Here is a 17,397-nt window from a genome sequence, read left to right as displayed (position 1 = left end):
ATGGAAAATAAGGAAGAATTACAGAGGATATTATTAGAATTTGTAAAGAGTAGAAATTGTTTCGCACAACAAACAAGGGAAGTGTCTTTGGAATATAAAAGCCTGTGAGGAACTCAAAATGATTTGGTGAAAATGTTCTAAAAAATAAAAATGGAAATATAACTAACGAAACAATACAACAAGAATAGATGATACTTTAGAGTTAGCCACTGGTTATTGTAGATTAGAAATGAGAGTTTGGAAATAAAACTTTAATAAAAATGTTTTTACTCTTTTAATAGAAACGTTTTATTAAATAACGCAAAAATTAATACAAAAATGAATAAAATATTTTTCATATTAGCGTGTGTTATACTAAGTGATTTTTGCTGTGCCCAAGAAGATTACAGTAAAGATTGGATGCGAAATGGTAGAGAGTATAATAGTAATAATGGTTCTTTTATAGATGTAACTAAAAAGATTCTTTACAAAAAAAACATATCATATTTGTTAAGGGGAAGATACCCAGACTACAATTCGAAAAATGAAATTATTCCATTATATGGTCTTTTAGGTGATGAGTTTAATAAAATAGAGTTTGTTTTTAGTGAAGTAAGAAAAAGTGAAAAACAGAATTCACTTTACAAGTTAAAAGGGAAAACAAAATGTAATGGAAATATTAATGACTTTACAGGAGAAGTTATTTTTAACAAGGCAACCGCTTCTATTTCTGAAAAATCAGAGCCGTCTGCCAAAGTTACGATAACAGGAACTTATAAATTAATTGAAAATACTTCAGGTAGAGAATCAGGAATATATGTTGGTCAACTAAAAATAATTCTATTTACCCAAAACATTTATGATAGCGATGTTTTATTTGATATGGATATGACCTATGAAGATGGAGCAGTAAGAGGTTTTGTTGGAGTAAAGAAAAGTTATAAAAAAAATACTTCACAAAGTTGTATTTGGGGTTTTACAAGGTTTCCTCATAAATATGCAAAAAAATTTGACATAGGAGATGGAGAGCAAGTAATTAATTTAAAATATGCGAAGTCATGGTTTAGCTATTCTGATGCTAAATGGGATAGCATAGTAAATGAAAAATATAAAAATTTTTATTTGCATAGTACTAATAAAGATAAAGGAATTCATACCTCTAATGAAGGGTATATAAAGCCAGAAGATGTTACTTGGTATAAGTTAAATTCTATTAATATAGAGAAAGCTGTTATTCAACAATTACAACTGAAAGCTACTAAAGTTGAAGTCAAATTACAGAAACAACTTTCTAATAATGAAACTCTAGTGATATTGGGTGAAGTTGAAGGAGCTATTTTTGATGCTGATGATTATAGGTTAACAAGTCATATTGTAATAGTAAACTCAGTAACAGGTAAAATTAAAAATTACTTTAGTGAAAACTCTAAAGGGAGCGGTTGGATTTCTAATGTAGAGTTTATAGATGATATTCTTATAGACTCTAAAAAATATGAGCTATCCGAAGGTAGATTAACTTTTGGAATTATTACTAGTTTTAAAACAAGTTCTCAATCCAATCCTTATCGTAGTACTTATCTTTCTCTGTATACAAAAGAAGGAAACAAGTTAAATAAAGTACTAGATAATATAGTATTGGATAGATATTCAGGAGAAGCTACTGTGAATATAAATGTTTGTCATTCTAATATAAAAACTGAAAAAAATGAATTGGTTGTCAGAAAATCAGTTACTAATGGATATCACGATATTCTTGTAAAAAAAAGACAATGTAATTTAATTTCAGAGATTAATTCAAAGGGAGACTGTAATCAGATAGAAAAAGGATGCGAAAAAAAAGTTGTTATTCTTAAGTATAACACTGAAGAATATAAGTAAAATGTTTAGCGTAAAACTTATTTATAAAGTATTATTTATAGTAGCGTTAAGTGCTGCTGTTTTAGGTATACGCTTTTACAATTCAATGACTTTTTTAAAGTCATATAAAAGCCCTGATGGTAAGTTTGAGTTGGTTATGAAAAGAAATGATTTTCGTTTTTTTACCTTAACAATGCCAGGAGATGGTTCTAGTTTTTATATAGAAATTGTTTTAAAAGATGCTGAGGGAAGGGTAATTGGTTCGACTAGTAATCATAATAATTGTGCTGTTTTTAATGATAGTATTGAGGTTTATTGGGATATTAAAAACAATGAAGTATGGTATGGAAGAGGAAAAACGATTAACCTTAAAACAGGTAAAGTGTCATGTTAATAAATTAGAAAATAGAAAATCATACAAATGAAAAACATATATCTATTACTTATACTAGTATTTTTTTCATGTGCTCAAAACACAAAAGAAAAAGAAGAAAGAGTTTTTAAGGTACAAGATGTTAGTGAACAAATTGTAGGGACATCTGTAGATGAGGTAAATGACGGAAAGGAAAGTAGTATTGAATATATTACAGAAGATATTTCAGGAGTTTATGAATTGGTACAAGGTAAAACTCATATTATTGGTGGCGATAATTTCGATATACACAAAGCAGCTATTGTAATTAATAGATTATCTGAAACTGATTTTGGTTTTTATTCTGCTAATAAAACAAAAGGAATTTCACCAATAGGTGATTTTGGAGTTTTAAGAAGTTTTAAAAACGGCTTTTATAAACTAGCAATATGTAATGAAGAAGGTGTTGAAGGCTACGATAAAAACAATTTTACGAATGGACTTTATTTGTATAATAAAGTTATCATTCATAAGAAAGGAGATTTATTAGGAGTAATTAAGTATGGAAGTAATTTTAGAAACTACATGCTTTATAAGAAAAAGAAAGACGCATCTAATTTTTATGTATCACTAGTTAAAACAATTAAAAATAGTAAACTAGAGTATTATAAATATCTTCAAAATTATAAAAAAGCAAAAAAAATCGATGTCGCTAAACTGAAAATAGAACACTATTTTGATGGTGATGTTTGGAAAACTAAACATTTTCATAGTGAAGACTATATCAGTTTTGAAAGTACGCACTCATATCAAAACCCAAATCAAAAAGGTCAGTTTATAAAGGAAGATACTATTTTTAAAAATCAATTCAAGAACATAATTTTCAGCAATGCAATCAGTGACATTGAAGTCAGAGAGCTCCCTTTATTTGATAAAACAGATTTTGATAGTTTTATTGAAAAAGGTGATTATAATGAGGTAAATATAAAAGTATTAAAATTAGAAGAAGTTTACCCTAATTTAAATAAAGAAGGCTATAATTACAAAGCAATAGCTTCTTATAAAGTGAAGATTTCAGAAGAGTTTTATACAGTGGTAGTAACTATAAAAAAGGGAGATAATGAAATGGAATCTCGATTAATTAATTATGATTTTGAAGGTGAAATTATTGATTCAAAAGTAATTTCTTATGATGAAATTGCTGAAGGGCAGTCAAAAATTGAATCCAAAATTGAAAAGAATAAGCTAACTATTGATAATATCTTATGGATTGATGAAAAGAAAATTGAAACAACATTTTTTGAAGTAAACTCACATGGAAAAATAACACCTATTTCTAAAGAAGAAAATTTAATTGATAGGGTAATAGAACAACTTAATATAGATGTTTCAAAGGTGAAGAGTGATTTGGTGATATTTAAGAATGTACCCAATACTGCACAAGAAACTATTATGGTTATTCCGGAGTACGTTAATACCAATAATGATGAACATCATTATGAATTAAATAGTCATATAATAGTAGTAAACAATACCACCGGAAAAATAACTCACAAATATTTTGAAAGTTCCAAAACAAATGGTTGGGTTTCTGATGCTATACAACTTAGAGAAATAACGATTGATACTTTGCCTTATCTAGTTTCTGAAAACAATAAAGCTTTTGGAGTTAAGGTATATTATTATGGAAGTTCTAAAGCTAATCCATATCGTAATAAAACCATTTCCCTCTTTATAAAATCAGAAAACAAGTTAAAAAAAGTACTGGATAGTTATGATATAATGAATTATGGAGGTGAATGGGATACCCAATGTGTTGGAGAGTTTACTGATGTTAAAAATACACTCCTTATGACTAAAGAAAAAACTAATGAATATTTTAATATCCTGATAAAAAGTAAAGTTACTAATACCATAAATAATGTGGGTGATAATGGAGAATGCGATTTTAAAGAAAAAATAACGACAATGTCAGAAGTATTAAAATTCAATGGTGAAAAATATATAAAGAATAAAAAAATATAAAACTCTATTACTATAGCAATGAATCTATCTTGTGAATTAAATAAATATAAAGATGAAAATTAAAGCTTTTTCTTTACGTATGTGGTATATGATTTTGTTGATGTTCACATGTTGTATATCATCTTATGCTCAAAAAATGAATTTTTTTTTACATAAAGAGTTGATTGCAAAAGTAGGCTCAATTTGTGAGGAAACGCCTGATGATAATCCTTGTGCAGGTAGTGAAGTGTATTTAAGCCTTCTATTTAATAAGGAAAAAGTAGAAATAGCTGAAAAAGAAATTTCAACTTGTGGTAAAGAGTCTTTGTCATTAATAGGAAGCTTTAATTGGAAATTAGTAAGAAACGGGAATATAGTTATAGATATTGTTTCAGAAAAAACAAAAGGTACTTATGCAGATAAAATGTTTTTAGAGTTAAAACAACAACAACTTATAGGAAATGTTACTCATTTAAATGGACGAGTTATTAAGTGTGTTTTTAAAGAGAAAAAGTAGGTGTGAAAAATAGAGTGTTAAAAGATAATTTATATTTTGAAGGGGAAACAGAAGGTGTTATCTTCAATCATTACTCTTTCTGTGAAATGATTAAACACATCATGGTAAAATATGGTGAAATAACATATCAACAAGCTAACGAAAAGTTAGAAAATAGTTTTTTAATAGAAGAACCAGAATCCAAAGATGATGTAGAGTTTTTAGGTCATGAAATAGAATTTCATTGGGCAATGTTAGCATGTTATGGTGATATGTATTGGATAAAAGGAATTCCAAGTGATTATAATAATTTTAAAAAAGAATATCTAGCTTGGGAAACAGCAATTAAACTAAAGTACAAGTTGAAAGAATTGTATATCTATTATGAAATAAAATAACTAAATATTTTTATTGTATACTAATACTCATAATTAGTTCTTGTTCAGTAAACAAAAAAGAGGTTTCCATACAGAAGAGTTCTAATGTAATAGAAAAAGCAATAAGTTTAAAAGAGGAGACATCTATTCAAAAATTTATGTTGTTAACAAGAGAAGAAGCTGTTGCCAAATATGGAAAAGCTTCTTTAGTTTACCGATTTACTTTGCAGGGTTCTTATGGGGAATTTAGAAATAATATAACTAACCAATACATTCACAGAGAAAGGGTAAGTAAAACTATTATGATAGATGAGGTTACTTGGGAAAAGATAAAGAAACATGGATTACAGTTTGGTATGAGGTTCAAGAAAGCAAGTCAATCCCCAAAACAGTATATGCATGGAAAAAAGGAACTGAATTTTAAAGAGATATTGGATAAACTTATTCTTGAAAACAAACTTTACAAGAAATGATATGTTTGATAGGTCCACTTTGTAATAAATGATTATTGTAGAATGAAATTTCAGAAATAAATATTTTTGAAATTTAAATAGCATTTAATAAAAATAGAACTAACTGACATAGATTAATAGTCTGTGAATATTTATAATAGTGTTGTATATTAAACATACTTAATATTGCATCGTAATCTATGATAAAAAAGTATTTGTTTATATTGTTTTTAAGATATAGTGTTATGTTTAACTAACAAAAATAAAATTGAATGAAAAAGAAAAAAATAATAGGAGTGTTACTAGTTTTTATAATTCCATTTATGTTGGTATTTGTAGCAAATTATTCTATAAAAAGAAATGCGGTAAACAAAACTTTTTCTAACTCCTCTGAAATAAAAAAGAATAAAGTAGGACTTGTATTGGGGACTGCGAAAATTCTAAAGAATGGTAGGGTTAACCTATATTTTAAATATCGAATACAAGCAACGGTGGCACTTTATAAAAAAGGGAAAATAGATTTTATCTTAGTAAGTGGAGATAATGGAAATAAAAACTATGATGAACCAACCGATTTTAAAAACGAACTTATAAAAAAAGGAATTCCATCAAATAGAATATTTCTTGATTATGCAGGATTTCGAACATTAGATTCTGTGGTAAGAGCAAAAGAAATTTTTGGGCAAACTAGTGTTACTATTATTTCACAGAAGTTTCATAATGAGCGTGCAATTTTTCTAGCAGAAAAAAATGGAATTAAAGCTATTGGGTTTAATGCAAAGGGACCTAACTGGAAAATATGGGTTAAAAGTTAGAATTAGAGAATACTTTGCAAGAACAAAAGCTTTTTTAGATATCTTGTTTGGAGTAGAACCTAAATTTTTAGGGGAAAAAGTTGAAATAAAATGAAGTAATACTAAAAATAATTAATAATAACAATAGGTTCTATTTCAAGAGAAAAAGCAACAGAAATTTTTCCTTTTTTATAATTAAAATATCGAGGAAGGAGAAAAAATATTAAGGAGTATACGCATACATATCCTGAGTTTGTTTTTTGGATTTATCCAAATGGTAAACTATTTAATGCTAAGATGCTTATAAAAAGAATGTACCTAAAGGGTTTGACTATATTTTAAAAGATGAGCCTAATTATGAAGTTTTTTTAAGAGGTAGGTTGGCAAGACATATTTGAATATAAACAAGCAACAGATAATTGATATTTTAGAGTTTAGAGCGTTGATGAAGCTTTTTTCAAACAAAGGAATTGATATAGAAATACTAGGGGAGTGTTGTAAATGAGGCTGTTAATCGTTTTACCTCCAAAAAAGATATAGCACCTGTTAATGAATAAAATTTTATGAGAGAATATGTAGCAACATACAAAGATAAAAGAGGAACTGAAATGATCAGAATAAAGTCTGATGGAAGTGACATGTTTTTTACGCTTCGAGAAATTGACTTTGAAGGTTCTGATTTTGAAATGTTAACCGCTTCAGAAATAGACAACACTAAATTTGATTATGAAATGTTTGAAGATGGTTCAGGAGATATCACCAATTTTAAAATAACTATAACTATTCCAATTCAACTTTATAATGTAGAAAATGATGAAGTTTTTATAGAAAACTTAACTGTTTATATTGAAGTTGGTGAAACTATTACCATTAAAGGGGCAAATAGCGAAATTGATTGCTTAACATTAAAAACATCTTTTGGAACATACATAGTTAAAAAGAAATTAGAATGGATGGAGGATGCTCTAATAGTTTTGCAAAACCAATTACCAGAAAACATTTACTTAAAAACTTGTTTAAGTTGTAAATACTCTAATTATAGCCCTTATGGGAATGGAATGTATGGCAATATTTATTGCTTTAAAAAGTTAAAAGATGAACTTAAAAAAATTAAAGATAAACATGGTTTATTGCACTTATAGACTTCTGAAGCGGTAGGCAAGGGAGATGTGTTTTCTGTACAAGAAACCTTTGATTGTTTAGAATATCAAATACCAACTAAAGAAGATTGGTACTATAAAGATTGGAGAAAAATAATTTAGAAATGGATGAAGTAGAAAAGGTGGTGAATAGTTTATTTTATGAGGAAATCAATGCACTATTACGAAATACGTTTGCCATTATAAGTGAAGGAGTAACTCCGAAACATGAGGAATTATTAAAAGAAAGAAAGTTTAATAATCCTTTACGTATTATTTGCAATTTTGAAAATGTAAGTTTGGGAATACGTAATAAACAATGGCGATTAGAATTAGATTTTGATGATTATCAGTGGTCTTGTAAAACAATGAAACCACATTTTTTAACTGCCTTGGTTAGTATTGAAGTTGGTAAAGAAGTTCTTCATTTTAAATATCAATTATGTAGTTCTTTTAATGAGGGGTTAAAACCAATGTATTCACAAGAAATAGAACAACAAAAATTAAATGATGAAGAGTTTGTAATTGAAAAACTAAAAGAGCTTACTCAATTTTTAAAGGAACTTCCAGAATGTTTCTTACAAGAAATAAAAAAGATCAATTTTAATGAATTAGAATATATTATGCATCCTAAAATACAAGAAAAGTGGAAACAAGGTTATTTACCAGGTATTGATGGCGTGATTATGGGAGAAGGAGAAATTATCATTGGAAATGTTTACAGGTGTTATGATCCGAATAACGGAGAAACAAAACAATTTTGGTTTCCTCTATGTGATACTATTATTGAAAGTATTGAAAAATACGATGATGATATTTGGGTAGAAGTTGATGTTTTTCATGGAGCATTCGAATATGAAAATCAGAAGTTTGTATTTGGTGATGGAGCTATGGGAAATGAAGGTTACATTGCTTCTACAACAATGTATGGAGAACTCAACTGGGCTATATTTTTCAAATTTTCAAACCCAATTCATAAAGCAGAAGTAAAAGACAAACATTTAATTTGCTATGGAGATTCAGGGACAATTATTCAAATTAATCTTAATAATATCACTAAAATAAAAATAGTTTCTAAAGAAGGCAACTAAAATGGAGGTGGAACAAGAATTTTATATCTTGAAAATAAATAATTAATATGAAAAAAATAGGATTAATTATAGCGATTATATCGTGTACATTATGTTTTGGGCAAAATAAAAGTCAAGAAAAAACTAAAACAGTTCATGTATTTGTTGCTTTATGCGACAATATAAATCAAGGAATAGTTCCAGTCCCTAAATTGATTGGTAACGGTCAAGACCCTAAAAATAATCTTTATTGGGGAGCCTTGTACGGAGTTAAAAACTTCTTGAAAAATAAATCAAATGATTGGGTGTATAAAAAAAGAATTACATCGAAAAATTCAAACATACTTGAGAGCATATTATTTAAACATAAAACTAAAAATATTTATTTATTAGCCGAAGCTTATGATGGAGAAAAAATTAAAGTTTGTACAGAAGATTTTTTATTAGCGTCCAATAATAACTTTAAAAGAAGAATCAATTATAATCAGATAAATTTAGAATTTGGTGGAAACTCAGAATTAGTCGCTTACTTAGGTCATGATGGATTAATGGAGTTTAAAGTTAACCTAAAATATAAACAGACCCCATCAAAAAAAATAGATGCTATAATTTTAGCTTGTGCTAGTAAAAATTATTTTAAAAATGAAATAATTAAATCAAAAGTCAATCCTATTTTATGGACTACAAATTTAATGGCACCTGAAGCATATACGTTAGAGGCAGCTTTAAATTCTTGGGTAAAAAAACAGAAGGGTACTCAAATTAAAGAAGCAGCTTCTGAAGCCTATCATAAATATCAAAAATGTGGATTAAAAGGTGCTAGAAGATTATTTGTTACAGGATTTTAAATAAAAGTAATAGGTAATATATGGGGGTAAGTTTTGGAATAGATCTTTAAATCAAGTGTATCTTTATTTTGATTTTTTGTGCTAAAATTTTGCTTATTGAATTGTTTTTTAGGTGTTTAATGTTAACATTGCGTTGTTGTAGCTGGTTTTATAAGGTGTTGAGGATTATGAATTAAATTTTTGATACAAAATATGTAAATTAGTCATATAAATAAGAACCAGTATAGGTCATTTAAAGAACAAAATTGAAGTTAAAAAACACCATATCTGAAAAAATTATTCTAGATAGAAATATTGAATGGTTGTTTGAGTTCACTCAAGATTTTAATGCACGAAAGAAATGGGATCATCAAACTCTTGAGATAGATTTTTTTGATGGTTGTACTGAACTTAAAAAAGGAGCTAAAGTTTATACTAAATCAATTGAAGGAATCCAAATGAACACCGAATATTTAACGTTTGAATTTCCTAATGAAATATCAATTCAGATGCTAAATAGATCACCTATTTTCAAGTGCTTTATAGGAACCTGGACTTATACCAAAACTGAAAGTAATAAAACTATTTTAGAAATAATTTATAAATTCAATTTGAGATTTCCATATAATTTAATTTCAAGAATAGTCTTTAAAAAAATCCGAATGAATATTTTGAAGAAACTGGAATCTCTTGAAAATTATCTCTTAAAAGTAAACAATGAATTGTATTAAATTGCTGATGTTAATGAAATAAGATAGTTTTTAATTTAAGTGTCACTTGTTAGAAGCATTGCTTTTCTCATAGAGAATGGTTTTGTTAGCTTTAGTTATGGCGTTATTGTTTTTCCATATTTTTCAATTTCTTCAATTATTGGGAGAATACTTTTTCCATGTTCAGAAAGCGAATATTCAACTTTAGGTGGTATTTCTGGGTAGGCTTTTCTAGTTAATACTTTGTGTGATTTTAAGCTTTTTAATTCTTGGATTAGCATTTTTTCACTGATTTCTGGTATTAATCTTTTTAATTCTCCAAAACGTCTTTTTTTAGTTCCAATTTCATAAATAATTCGTAGTCTCCATTTTCCACTAATTATATTCAATGCTTTATTAACGGGGCAATTAATTTCGTTGTTTTTCATGTGTTTAAGTGTTTGTTTTTTAGTGGTTTATGCTTTTAGGTAAGTACCTTACTTTTAGGTAGGTACTTGATTTTTATAAAGTAAAAGTAGAAATTTGTACCGAATTAAAAAATAAAAATATTATGAATAATAATAAAGTATTTGTAACTGGAGCAACAGGTTTTCAAGGAGGCAAAATTAGTACTATGTTAATTGAGAATGGATACAACGTTGTAACCATTGCACCTCAAACAGTTGAGAGCTCAGATATAAAGTCAGGGTTACAGATTATAAATGGTGATTTAGAAGATAAGGCTACAATAAAAGAAGCGTTAAAAGGAGTAACTAAATCTGTGTATACGTTTCCATTAATTTTTGATATGGAAAAAGCAATTTCTTATACTAATAATTTTATAGATGCTGCTAAAGAAACTGGTTTAGAACTGATTGTTTTTAACACAAGTTTTCACCTTCCTAAAAGTGACACAGGCTTTCTATCTTTAGATTTAAAGAGAAAAATAGGTGCACTTTTTTCTGAGTCAGGATTAAATGTAATCACATTGATGCCTGACATCTATATGGATAATTTGATTGCTCCTTGGATGAAACCATTAATTGTAGATGAAGGGATTATACCCTATCCAATAGCAGAAAATCAGAAAGTACCATGGATAAGCCAATCTGATTTAGGAAGAGCAGTTTGTAAAGTTCTTGAAACACCTAGTTTGATAGGTCAAACCTTACCTATTGGAGGGAATATTTATACTGGAAAAGAAATTTCACAAATAATTTCAAAAGAAATTAATAAAGAGGTTAAATTTATAGCATTAACTCCAAATGATTTTGAAAACCAATTAGTAGCAGGTTTTGGTGAATTAGCAGCAAAAGAAATTTCAAATTTATACAGGTATGTTGAAGCTAATACCGAAGTACTATCGTCTAAAGATTTCAGGAAGACTAATGATATTCTAGGGCTTAAGCCAGAGTCACTTGAAGATTTTGTAACTAAAATTAATTGGTAATTTAAAGGAGGCTTACTAGTTCATCAATTTTGATTGAATTAGTAAGCTTTTAAAATTTGTTTATGTTGTAGTTTTTCAATTGAGTTACATTGGCCCCCTTTCTATTAGTAACCTCGTTTATATTAAAACTTTTAGTATCTTCATTTACAGATGTGCCAACGTCTTTATTAAAATAGAAAACGAAGAGTTTTATTAGTAAATAATGATTTTTTATTAGTTTTTTATTGTATTTAGCTTAGGATTTCCTCTTTTTTAGAATATTTAAAGTTTTCATTATAATATCACTAGTCTTTTAATTTGTAATCTAGAATTAATGATTAGATTGTCTTTTTTGGAGTAATTTCTTGCTAATGAACACAATTTAAGTTTGCATTTTTAACGTTATATTGTTACTTTATGATTGAAAAATAAGACGACTTTGTTAATATGAATTAATTTTTAGAGTTGGTACTTAGTGAATAGTATTTAAAAATCTTGTTATAATTAGTTACTTAAGGGCAGGGTAGGTAAAAAATAAAAAATGAGTTAAATTAAATGTGAAGTGCAAAAGTATAGAACTTTCAATTCTTTTAGTTTTATAATAAATATATCCATAAAAAACTCCTGCTAATGATGCTAGAATCATATAAGATATTCCGCCCTTAAAATGTACTAGTCCAAATGTTACAGAAGCAACTAATATACTTGTAATTATTGCAAATCTACCAGTTAATGAATCATAAATTTTTTGTTGAATAAGTTTTCTAAATAAGGCTTCTTCAGCAATACAAGTGAAAAATAAGTTTGTAAGAATCCAAACAGGCGAGAAAGAAGGTAATTTTGGCTCAAATTTAGAATAGCCTAAAACTATTGCTAAAATAAAGAAAATAACCACCATTAATAAAAGATTTATAACGAACAATTTTAAAATTGGCAACACTTCTATTTTTTTATATTCAAAACCAAAAGCAATTATAAATATCCCAATTAAAGTTTTATCCAGATTGAAATACAGGTTATAAGGACTAGAATGACTTGTTAAAGAAATATTGTGTAAATATTTATAATTGTTGAAGTCAATAATTGGTAAATGGAAAAATAAAGGAATAGATAAAGCTAAGACTAAAAAAAATAGTAGTATGTTTTTCTGTTGATAATTGTAATAAACAGAAAACCCAAAAATTAAAGTATAAATTAATGATAGATAAGAGGCTCTTTTAAACGTTATAGCTAGAACGAAAGATATTGTTAAAAATAACAACCATATGGGTATTTTATTGAATAGTTTAAATTTTGTCCACGTAGAAATGACACTTAACAATAATACGCCATAAGTTAAAATAATATTGATATCCATAATTGCTAATTACTATGTTAATTAAAAGTGTTTAACCTTTTGATTATGCACTTTGCCAAAACCTTATATTTTGTTTTATATTTTTTAATTGTAATATTAGATTAAAAGATTTAGCGAACGTAGTTAAAAGTTCTAAACTCTTCATCAATTATTAGATTTTAGTTTTTCTATAATTAATTTAACTTTTCTTCAGTTTTAAAAACTTGGGCTTCCTATATGTACACTTTCTTTTTTAATTTTTTTAGTTTTTGAAATTAAATCCAAAATATTATGTCATAGTTTATCGAAATGCTCTTATCAAAAGTAACTAAAAATTCTTTTTCATTGGTTTTTATGCATCTACTTTTAATTACTATAATTGTAAAAGTCATTGATTTTTTTAATCTAATCTTTCTTTATTTGTAAATGTATATTTACTAACTTATTATAATGAGATAAATTTAATTCTCCAGCCTAAAAATATACCTCTTTATTTGAGATATTTAAAACACACGTTATGGTAATAATCAGATATCAAATGTAGGATTGAATAATGATAAATATTGGAGGAAGTAATGATAATCCAAGTAGATAAATAAAGGATTGAAAATCTTTAAAAAATAGAATAAAAAATGAGACTATAATTGATACTATAAAGAAAAGAAAAGCGAGCCTTGGTTCGCTTTAACAAGTTTAGTTTGGTTGTTCACATAGACTTAAATTACATCCTAAAGCCCCTTTCCTAGCACAAGGAGGACAATAAATAACACCTCCATTAATTGATTTTTGTTCAGTTTTGTTAATGCTTGTGCCTAATTTTTCAATGTTTTTTAACATGATTTTAAAATTTAAAGTTTATCAAAAAAATAAAAAATAGAGATGAACATTTGAAACTTCATAAGCGTATAAACAAATGTATATATGAATTATAATTTCTTTTGAAGATGAGCCTCAATTGAAGTTGTTAAAAACAATTGTCGAAACTTAAAAACAAGTAAAACTAAAGTAAAAAAGGCTCCCGAAGGAGCCATATACAAAGGGGGACATATTTAAGATACATTTTTTTAGTAATAGTCACAGGTAAATTAAAATAAATTTGGACTAAAGTAAAGCTATGGTAATAGGAGAAATTAATTACGTAAAGAATAAAGTAATTTCTGTTGAAGTAGAATGAATAGATACGAGGATTTTTAACTGCAGAGAATCAATAAATTCAGTAGATAGGAATTGTAATTAACGATGTATAAAAAATGATGATAAGATGAGGAATGGTAGTAAAATTGGACGTCAAATTAATTGTAGGTAAATGAATTTGAAAGAAAAAAAAGAGCTTGAGAGAATAATCAAATTTCATGGTGAAACTTTAAAAGAGAAAAAAATAGAACTTGATGCTTTAAACAAGAAAAGAGAGCCAGCTATCAAGGAATTATATAACGGTATAGATTCATTTATTTCTGTAGAAAATAAAACTAGATAGTACGATTATAGTTTATGGGGTGATGGAAGGTATTCACTGTGTTTTGAAAAACGAAAAGGAATAATTGCAGAAATTAAAATAGATGAAGGTGTTTTTCTAAAGAAAGAACAAAAAGACACTGTTAAAGTGTATGTAAATAAGTTATATAAATTAGACTTTGTAAAGTTTATTGATAATTAAAACAGTAGTTAGTTTGGTTTGGGAAGTGATTTAAACAGTAAAGGTTCATAAGGCCATGGCCATCCAGTGTGACAAGTGAATATTTTATTTGGAGCTGCATAATTATAATCTAATGCATCAATTAATTCTGCTAGAGGAATGAATATGAAAATTAAAATTAAAATGACAGTTGTGTACCAAACAAAAGAAGAAACGTTTTTAGTTTCTTCATACTCGATATTAAGTTGATCATAGCTGTTTTTCATAAAGGAAAAATAATAAAAACAAAATAAAGAAAAAAGAGTAGAAATTAGAATAAACAAGTTAGCTAATCTATCTAAGATTAGCTAACCAAGAGTATATTTAAGAACCACTACAAATCCTAAATAAATAAACAGAAAAAACTGTGTATTAACTTTTTTAACCTGTGTGGAGTTAAAAATTTATGAAGACTGTTTGTTAATACACAGAATCAATACAATGCAAATATTGTAAAACAAAAAGATAATTAAAATAGGTGTAATACCTATAGTTGTTATGGTATAAACCAGTAGTTTTGAATAAGTGCAAACCATTAAAACAATAGGGTATACCATTAAAAGAGTAGTTATTACAATAAAAGAAGAAACCATTACAGTTCTTTTCTTTATCTAAATTTAATATATGAACATACATTTCCAATAGCAGTCTTTTGGACTATGACCTAAACCAAATTAAATTATAATTGCAAAAACACATAGTGAAGGGGGGGGCTTTACCTTTATTAATGGATTTTTGACTAGTTTTATTTAGTTCATAGACTAAATTTTTTCAAATGAAATGAAAAATAAAGAGGAAAGTAATGAAACTTCATAGATGCAAATGATAAATGTATAAACGAATAAATAAACACTAGTTATTACAATAATTAACAATACAATACCATGAATAAATAATGAAAAACAAACGCAGTTATAAATATTAATTTAAGAAATATTATAAGTATCCATTATTAAAATGAAATTTGGTCGTGATGTTTTCTGAATAAGTACAATCAAACTAAAAACATAGTAGGTTTTAACAAAAAAAAGGAGCATAAAAGCTCCCTCTAATTCAAGAAATTAATAAAACCCTTCAAAAAAATTCAAAAAAACTCTTGGTGAAATTAATCACACTGCAAATTTATGATTGAATTATGATTAAAAACTGAATGAAGTGATAATGATGTAAGTTAATAATTAAAAGAGAAATAATATGTCTAAAAGAGAATAAAAACCGTAATCTTAAAGATAAGATTGAATAAAATACAATAGTTTTTGAAGCTGAAAAAGTGAAAACCAATTTATAAACGATAATTCATATGAATTTTCTAATTACCTATTATGTTAATGAAAATTTTAAAATTGAAACAAAAAAAGGAACTTAAAACAAGCTCCTTCATTTCGTTAATTAGATCCCTACGAACTAATTGTGAATATAAGTTGCAAACCTAATAAAAAAAAGAAAGAACACATAAATTTTAACAAAAGTATGGTAAGTATAGGAACTATTGAGACGAGCATAAAATTTATTGAGTACTTGATTAAGTAATTTATTTTAATAAGTATGGGATTAGAAGACATGTAAGGCTTTATAATTTATTAGTTAATGTTTTTGTTTTAGAGTCTGTAACTTATGAAATCAAAAAATATTAATATAGTAGGTAGGATATGGAAATTACAAAACAATAAATACCCGTTGGGTAAGACGATCGAAAAAATAACATTCATGCATATTATAGATGTACTCTAAATCAGTATGAATTTCGACTAAGAGGCGCATTATCAATTTTAAAAATAATGTAATTCATGCGGGTTAGTGAATAGAGGAATTCTTTTTAATAGATTTTAAAATTAAGTTGTTTTTGTTGAGTTATTTAGGGGTATAAATGAAAGAATACTAAAACAAAAACTCTCATTCTTAAAAGAAAGAGAGTTTCTATGTTATAATTGAGATTCCCGTAACAATTATAAAAATAATTTAGAACAAATCTAAATAATATAATTAAATAAATGAACTAAAAGTCTAAAAATTATTGATATAACATATGATTTATGTTATAGATTGAAGTAATTATTAATTAAAAATAATTGAAGGTGAAAAATGAGTATATGTTATTTGTGGAGTTCAAATTTTCAGTTAGGTAAAACTTTTTAAAGAAACGTTATAAAAAACGATAGATACTATCAAGTTGGATACCTTTTTATCTAGACGAGTGCACCTTATTAGAAGATTAAATTTTAAAGTGAGTTCCATTTGGTTTAAATTGGATTATATAGCCTTGTCAATAAAAATAGAACAGTAGAAAAAAACTGTGTATTAACTTTTTTAACGTGGGGGGCTTAAAATTCATGAAGAAATTTTGTTAATACACAGTAAGAATACATTGTAAAGATTGTAAAATAAAAAGATAATTCAAATAAGTGAAATACTTAAAATCTGTATAGTATAAACCATTAATCGTAAATAGTTGAAAACCATTAAATTAATAAGGTAAACGATTAGGGAAGTAATGACTGAGATATGACGATATTTTATTTGAATTTAAATAAGAAATGGTTCCATTTTAACGATGATGTCATTAAAAACAGAAGTTTATAAATAAAAAGATTAATAGAAAGGTCAAAAGAGTAATAAGAATTGTCTTGCTAGTATTTGTTATTATAATAGTTATGAATAAAGATAATCTTATTTTGCTTTGGAAAAATGCTAATGAAGCTTTTGGTAAATGTTATAATTTTTTTGATACTTCAACTTTATCAAATAGTTAGACTGAAAACATACTAAAGTTTAAACTTATTGATATAAAAAAAACAAGGAAAAAGAGTATTCAGTAGATATAAATAGTGTTTTTTGTTTTAAAGTATTGTAAAGAGGTACTAAATTAAATTTAGTAATTCGATAAATAAAAAAATCCCAAAACTATTATGAGTTTTAATAGG

The 17,397-nt window shown here is 26.5% G+C and carries 17 protein-coding genes; 13 read left to right on the top strand and 4 right to left on the bottom strand.

Translation table 11 applies throughout. From position 1 onward, the window contains the following. Positions 1-318: 318 nt before the first annotated feature. The 11 genes from ACMFBB_RS05795 to ACMFBB_RS05745 all read left to right on the top strand — a co-directional run bounded on the left by ACMFBB_RS05795 (position 319) and on the right by ACMFBB_RS05745 (position 10,078). The gene (locus ACMFBB_RS05795) at positions 319-1,857 is read left to right on the top strand and encodes a hypothetical protein (protein ID WP_435263518.1); all 1,539 of its coding nucleotides are present in this window, start codon (positions 319-321) and stop codon (positions 1,855-1,857) included. 1 nt (position 1,858) lies between these two features. Next, the gene (locus ACMFBB_RS05790; protein WP_435263517.1) at positions 1,859-2,230 is read left to right on the top strand and encodes a hypothetical protein; all 372 of its coding nucleotides are present in this window, start codon (positions 1,859-1,861) and stop codon (positions 2,228-2,230) included. Between the two features lie 27 nt (positions 2,231-2,257). Continuing rightward, complete coding sequence (locus ACMFBB_RS05785) at positions 2,258-4,213, top strand: hypothetical protein (RefSeq protein WP_435263516.1); 1,956 nt, start codon at positions 2,258-2,260, stop codon at positions 4,211-4,213. 136 nt (positions 4,214-4,349) lie between these two features. Continuing rightward, positions 4,350-4,709 (top strand): hypothetical protein, encoded by a 360-nt coding sequence (locus ACMFBB_RS05780; protein WP_435263515.1) that lies wholly within the window; start codon positions 4,350-4,352, stop codon positions 4,707-4,709. 2 nt (positions 4,710-4,711) lie between these two features. After that, positions 4,712-5,086: a hypothetical protein gene (locus ACMFBB_RS05775; protein ID WP_435263514.1), complete on the top strand. Its 375-nt coding sequence runs from the start codon at positions 4,712-4,714 to the stop codon at positions 5,084-5,086. Positions 5,087-5,223: 137 nt separating this feature from the next. Then, a complete protein-coding gene (locus ACMFBB_RS05770; RefSeq protein ID WP_435263513.1) occupies positions 5,224-5,538 on the top strand; it encodes a hypothetical protein in 315 nt (104 codons plus the stop codon). A 251-nt stretch (positions 5,539-5,789) separates the two neighbouring features. Next, positions 5,790-6,332 carry a SanA/YdcF family protein gene (locus ACMFBB_RS05765; protein WP_435263512.1) on the top strand — a complete coding sequence of 181 codons (543 nt, stop codon included), beginning with the start codon at positions 5,790-5,792 and terminating at the stop codon, positions 6,330-6,332. Positions 6,333-6,874: 542 nt separating this feature from the next. Further along, a complete protein-coding gene (locus ACMFBB_RS05760) occupies positions 6,875-7,453 on the top strand; it encodes a DUF6304 family protein (protein ID WP_435263511.1) in 579 nt (192 codons plus the stop codon). Between the two features lie 101 nt (positions 7,454-7,554). Continuing rightward, positions 7,555-8,541 carry a hypothetical protein gene (locus ACMFBB_RS05755; protein ID WP_435263510.1) on the top strand — a complete coding sequence of 329 codons (987 nt, stop codon included), beginning with the start codon at positions 7,555-7,557 and terminating at the stop codon, positions 8,539-8,541. Positions 8,542-8,588: 47 nt separating this feature from the next. Next, the gene (locus ACMFBB_RS05750; RefSeq protein ID WP_435263509.1) at positions 8,589-9,368 is read left to right on the top strand and encodes a hypothetical protein; all 780 of its coding nucleotides are present in this window, start codon (positions 8,589-8,591) and stop codon (positions 9,366-9,368) included. A gap of 245 nt (positions 9,369-9,613) precedes the next feature. Beyond that, entirely contained in the window at positions 9,614-10,078 is a 465-nt protein-coding gene (locus tag ACMFBB_RS05745) for a hypothetical protein (protein WP_435263508.1), read from the top strand. Between the two features lie 95 nt (positions 10,079-10,173). Here the strand turns inward: ACMFBB_RS05745 and ACMFBB_RS05740 are convergent, their stop codons facing one another. Next, complete coding sequence (locus tag ACMFBB_RS05740; protein ID WP_435263507.1) at positions 10,174-10,485, bottom strand: winged helix-turn-helix transcriptional regulator; 312 nt, start codon at positions 10,483-10,485, stop codon at positions 10,174-10,176. 122 nt (positions 10,486-10,607) lie between these two features. Between ACMFBB_RS05740 and ACMFBB_RS05735 the strand changes: the two genes are divergently transcribed. Further along, the gene (locus ACMFBB_RS05735; RefSeq protein WP_435263506.1) at positions 10,608-11,486 is read left to right on the top strand and encodes an SDR family oxidoreductase; all 879 of its coding nucleotides are present in this window, start codon (positions 10,608-10,610) and stop codon (positions 11,484-11,486) included. A gap of 487 nt (positions 11,487-11,973) precedes the next feature. Here ACMFBB_RS05735 and ACMFBB_RS05730 read toward each other — a convergent pair whose 3' ends face one another. Both ACMFBB_RS05730 and ACMFBB_RS05725 read right to left on the bottom strand, forming a co-directional pair. After that, on the bottom strand, positions 11,974-12,822 hold the full coding sequence (locus tag ACMFBB_RS05730) for a CPBP family intramembrane glutamic endopeptidase (RefSeq protein ID WP_435263505.1): 849 nt from the start codon (positions 12,820-12,822) through the stop codon (positions 11,974-11,976). A gap of 672 nt (positions 12,823-13,494) precedes the next feature. Further along, positions 13,495-13,638, bottom strand: a complete 144-nt coding sequence (locus ACMFBB_RS05725) for a hypothetical protein (RefSeq protein ID WP_435263504.1) — start codon at positions 13,636-13,638, stop codon at positions 13,495-13,497. A 469-nt stretch (positions 13,639-14,107) separates the two neighbouring features. Between ACMFBB_RS05725 and ACMFBB_RS05720 the strand changes: the two genes are divergently transcribed. Further along, entirely contained in the window at positions 14,108-14,278 is a 171-nt protein-coding gene (locus ACMFBB_RS05720; protein WP_435263503.1) for a hypothetical protein, read from the top strand. A 188-nt stretch (positions 14,279-14,466) separates the two neighbouring features. Here the strand turns inward: ACMFBB_RS05720 and ACMFBB_RS05715 are convergent, their stop codons facing one another. Next, on the bottom strand, positions 14,467-14,703 hold the full coding sequence (locus ACMFBB_RS05715; RefSeq protein ID WP_435263502.1) for a hypothetical protein: 237 nt from the start codon (positions 14,701-14,703) through the stop codon (positions 14,467-14,469). Positions 14,704-17,397 lie beyond the last annotated feature (2,694 nt).

The organism is Tenacibaculum sp. nBUS_03 (assembly GCF_051201695.1).
Classification (GTDB): domain Bacteria; phylum Bacteroidota; class Bacteroidia; order Flavobacteriales; family Flavobacteriaceae; genus Polaribacter.
The sequence above is the reverse complement of the archived record's forward strand: the minus strand, read 5'-3'. Positions and strand labels throughout refer to the sequence as shown.

What these genes read in the sequence shown, in the direction of transcription:
- ACMFBB_RS05795 (WP_435263518.1), top strand. Translation starts at nt 319, where the DNA reads ATGAATAAAATATTTTTCATATTAGCGTGTGTTATACTAAGTGATTTT.
- ACMFBB_RS05790 (WP_435263517.1), top strand. Translation starts at nt 1,859, where the DNA reads ATGTTTAGCGTAAAACTTATTTATAAAGTATTATTTATAGTAGCGTTA.
- ACMFBB_RS05785 (WP_435263516.1), top strand. Translation starts at nt 2,258, where the DNA reads ATGAAAAACATATATCTATTACTTATACTAGTATTTTTTTCATGTGCT.
- ACMFBB_RS05780 (WP_435263515.1), top strand. Translation starts at nt 4,350, where the DNA reads ATGAATTTTTTTTTACATAAAGAGTTGATTGCAAAAGTAGGCTCAATT.
- ACMFBB_RS05770 (WP_435263513.1), top strand. Translation starts at nt 5,224, where the DNA reads ATGTTGTTAACAAGAGAAGAAGCTGTTGCCAAATATGGAAAAGCTTCT.
- ACMFBB_RS05765 (WP_435263512.1), top strand. Translation starts at nt 5,790, where the DNA reads ATGAAAAAGAAAAAAATAATAGGAGTGTTACTAGTTTTTATAATTCCA.
- ACMFBB_RS05760 (WP_435263511.1), top strand. Translation starts at nt 6,875, where the DNA reads ATGAGAGAATATGTAGCAACATACAAAGATAAAAGAGGAACTGAAATG.
- ACMFBB_RS05750 (WP_435263509.1), top strand. Translation starts at nt 8,589, where the DNA reads ATGAAAAAAATAGGATTAATTATAGCGATTATATCGTGTACATTATGT.
- ACMFBB_RS05740 (WP_435263507.1), bottom strand. Translation starts at nt 10,485, where the DNA reads ATGAAAAACAACGAAATTAATTGCCCCGTTAATAAAGCATTGAATATA.
- ACMFBB_RS05735 (WP_435263506.1), top strand. Translation starts at nt 10,608, where the DNA reads ATGAATAATAATAAAGTATTTGTAACTGGAGCAACAGGTTTTCAAGGA.
- ACMFBB_RS05730 (WP_435263505.1), bottom strand. Translation starts at nt 12,822, where the DNA reads ATGGATATCAATATTATTTTAACTTATGGCGTATTATTGTTAAGTGTC.
- ACMFBB_RS05725 (WP_435263504.1), bottom strand. Translation starts at nt 13,638, where the DNA reads ATGTTAAAAAACATTGAAAAATTAGGCACAAGCATTAACAAAACTGAA.
- ACMFBB_RS05720 (WP_435263503.1), top strand. Translation starts at nt 14,108, where the DNA reads ATGAATTTGAAAGAAAAAAAAGAGCTTGAGAGAATAATCAAATTTCAT.
- ACMFBB_RS05715 (WP_435263502.1), bottom strand. Translation starts at nt 14,703, where the DNA reads ATGAAAAACAGCTATGATCAACTTAATATCGAGTATGAAGAAACTAAA.